The sequence below is a fragment of the Nocardia sp. NPDC058497 genome (assembly GCF_042720195.1).
GTDB lineage: Bacteria > Actinomycetota > Actinomycetes > Mycobacteriales > Mycobacteriaceae > Nocardia.
Genome location: NZ_JBHXMY010000690.1, coordinates 1 through 2,857, shown reverse-complemented (window position 1 = coordinate 2,857; position 2,857 = coordinate 1). Strand labels below are relative to the sequence as shown.

The 2,857-nt window shown below is 63.9% G+C and carries 4 protein-coding genes and 1 pseudogene; 1 reads left to right on the top strand and 4 read right to left on the bottom strand.

Annotation, left to right across the window (positions count from 1 at the left end; all coding sequences use genetic code 11):
• Window positions 1–277: 277 nt before the first annotated feature.
• The 4 genes and pseudogenes from ACFWPJ_RS29570 to ACFWPJ_RS29555 form a co-directional block, all read right to left on the bottom strand.
• Entirely contained in the window at window positions 278–961 is a 684-nt protein-coding gene (locus ACFWPJ_RS29570; protein WP_378856307.1) for a DUF6461 domain-containing protein, read from the bottom strand.
• Window positions 962–1,219: 258 nt separating this feature from the next.
• Window positions 1,220–1,432 (bottom strand): annotated as a pseudogene (locus ACFWPJ_RS29565) (AAA family ATPase); the annotation flags it as partial.
• 40 nt (window positions 1,433–1,472) lie between these two features.
• Window positions 1,473–1,655 (bottom strand): hypothetical protein, encoded by a 183-nt coding sequence (locus ACFWPJ_RS29560; RefSeq protein WP_378856305.1) that lies wholly within the window; start codon window positions 1,653–1,655, stop codon window positions 1,473–1,475.
• Window positions 1,656–1,719: 64 nt separating this feature from the next.
• Window positions 1,720–1,914, bottom strand: coding sequence for a recombinase family protein (locus ACFWPJ_RS29555; RefSeq protein ID WP_378856309.1), 195 nt, complete (start codon window positions 1,912–1,914; stop codon window positions 1,720–1,722).
• A 213-nt stretch (window positions 1,915–2,127) separates the two neighbouring features.
• On the opposite strand from ACFWPJ_RS29555, the gene ACFWPJ_RS29550 reads away from it, so the two are divergent.
• On the top strand, window positions 2,128–2,857 hold a 730-nt coding region (locus tag ACFWPJ_RS29550; RefSeq protein WP_378856303.1), incomplete at its 3' end, for an LLM class flavin-dependent oxidoreductase.

Here is a 2,857-nt window from a genome sequence, read left to right as displayed (position 1 = left end):
TTATTGAGCTCTGATGGGTAGCTTCTGGAGAACTGGAACGTTCGCCCAGGTGGCTGTAAGGGTGAATTCTGAGACCACGTATCGGTGAATTCCGAGGTCACTCAGGGGCGATCCAGGGCAGCGGTATCGGTGAATTTCGAGACCACTCCCGTCGGCGTGTCAGGTCGCCGGGAGTGTCAGAAGGCAGGCGATGGGGTCGTGAGCAGGGACCGTGGTGTCCGTTGCCAGTTGACCTGACCCCGCTATCGTGACCTCTTCGGGTTCATTAGGTCTGGCCCTATGTGGTGCCGTGGCCGGAAGGTGGCCATCGGTAGGCGATAGGTCCCACGAGCAGAGGCTGGTTCAGCATGACCGGCGTGAACGACACTCCAGTGACCTTGGCCGCCAGGGCGAAAGCTCTCGGCACGGCGATGTTGTAGTTGATGTTCCAGACAGCGTCCCAGTCGATCTCATTGTCGGAGCTATCCAGCACCATTCCCAGCTCACGCATGTAATCGTTGAGTCGGTCGGGATCGGAGCCCCAACGGTTGTGCGGGACCTGCAATTCGTGGGCGGTAACAAGCCTGCTGTCGATTGCGTACGCGAGGCTGTGCTCGGCGTAGTCGTGGCGTGTGATCGCCAGGACCTCACATCCTCGCGACAGGTCCGCCAGCACATCGCGATCGGTCGCCCACCACCCGAACGGCTCGATGGCCACGCTCCACTCACCGGCCGGGAACACGCCCACGTGACCACCGCCGCTTCCGCCGCCGGTCTTCCCGAGGAACTCAACCATCCTGTCGTTGAACTGTTCGAAGTCCAATTCCTGGCTGGAGTCCTCGCCATTGTTGAAGCGACGCACCACCTCCGACGGGTCGAGCCCGCGGAAGAAGGCCACACTGAAGATCACGCCCAGCGGGCCTGCTTGACTCTCGGATGCAGCGAGCCACTCGAACGGGGCCCAAGGATCGGCTGTCGTCATACAGGCCATAGTGGCAGGCCGCACCGACAATCGACCTCAGCCTCGAAAGCGTCAACAAACGGGCAGACACAGATCCCCACGATTCGCCACATACTTGACGCACCACTGCTCACCGGGTGTTCTCCTGCGTCAGTTCGACCGGCAACGGACACGTGGTGCTGTGGCGCGATCTGCTGGCCGGGCCAGGGCTGCGTGGAACCGGGGCCCGGCTGTGATCGCAGTGTTGGGGTGGCTCGCAATTCGCCGATAGATATCTGGTCAGGGCACGGTTTCCAGTGACTGCTGAGCGTCAGTGGATGCCGGTTTCGGCGGTGTCGGTGCCTGCGCTGTGGTGTTGGCGGTGTTGTTGAGTGCGGCGGTGCGGGTGAGTCGGTAACTCTCGGTGCCGGTTTCGATGATCTGCCCGCCGAAGGTGAGGCGGTCGACGATCGCCGCGCAGTGCCGTGGTTCGGGGAACGTGTTCGACCAACCATCTGGGGCTGGCACTTGTTCGTCTCTGGCGGCGACGAGGTCATCTTCGGCGGCGAAGTTCTCCCACCGCGTCACTATGCCGGGAGGTGGGAGGCTGGGGACGCAACCGGGGATAGACGACGCCCTGCAGACCCAGCGGTGAGCCGAGGGTGATCAGCGCGGCGGGGTGGTCGCTGAGGTGCATGGCGTCGTAGGCGACAACCGAGCCGAGCGGGCGCCCCAACGCGCTTCAGGGTGGCCTGGGTGAACGATTCGACGGAGACGATGGCCGGGTGTGCTGGTCGGCGTTATCTGACGATGCGTTGTGGCGGTGAGCATTTGAACTTGACGATGTAGCCGGCGGCGACATCGTCGGGGCCGAGGAGTTGTTCGGTCTTGGTCCAGCGTCCGAAGAAGGCGTAGCCGGTGTAGCGGGGGTTCTGCAGGATGGCGGCGACAGTGGAGGACTGCCAGCCGTTGTGTCCGGGCTGCCGCTGAGCCAGGCGAGTGACGGAACTTACCGAGATTCGTCAAGAAGCCCGATTGCCCCGTTTGCGCGATCGGATCGTCGAATTTATAGTGGCCGCAATCCGATTGGTGCTCTCTGGAAGTACAGCCGCAGAGTGGGAGCCCTCGCCTCATGATCCAGGCGTTGGAGTGGGCGGCAGATTTGCCCACCCATTTTCCTGGAGGAATCCATGCATATCGGACTCGGAATGCCTATCTCCGATCCCGTCACTCTGCTCGATTGGGCTCGCCGTGCCGACGCCGGACCGTTCTCGACCCTCGGTCTGCTCGATCGGGTCGTCTACGACAATCCCGAGCCACTGGTCGCGCTGTCGGTCATCGCGGGTGCCACCAGCCGTATCCGAGTACAGACCGAAGTGCTGCTCGCGCCGCTGCGGGAAACCACTCTGCTCGCCAAACAGGTTGCGACGCTTGATCGTATGTCCGGTGGGCGGCTGGTGCTCGGCCTCGGCGTCGGCGGCCGCGCTGATGATCACCTGGCTACCGGCACCGAGTTGCGCACGCGCGGCCGTCGGCTGGATGAACAGCTGGCCCAGCTCCATCGTCTGTGGTCCGGCGAGCGGTTCAGCGCCGACTGCGGACCTATCGGCCCCACGCCGAGCCGCCCAGGTGGCCCCGAGCTTCTGTTCGGCGGCTTCAAGCCCAAAGCACTTGAACGAGTCGCACGCTGGGGCGACGGATTCTTGTCCGCGGTCCCACCGAACTGGGCGGCCGGTCTGTTCGATTCGGTCCGCAAGTCCTGGCATGAGCATGGCCGCGTGGGTGAGCCGCGGATCGTCGCTCAGGTCAATGCCGTCCTCGGTCCGCAGGTCGTCGTCGACGAAGCTCGTGCGGCCATCGGCGCGTATTACGAGTTCACCGGCTGGGCCGAGAACATGGTGTCGGGCCTGCGCACCACTCCCGAGCAGATCCGGACGG

Bases quoted from the DNA above. Each gene is read 5' to 3' on its own strand.
- ACFWPJ_RS29570 (WP_378856307.1), bottom strand. From the start codon at position 961: ATGACGACAGCCGATCCTTGGGCCCCGTTCGAGTGGCTCGCTGCATCC.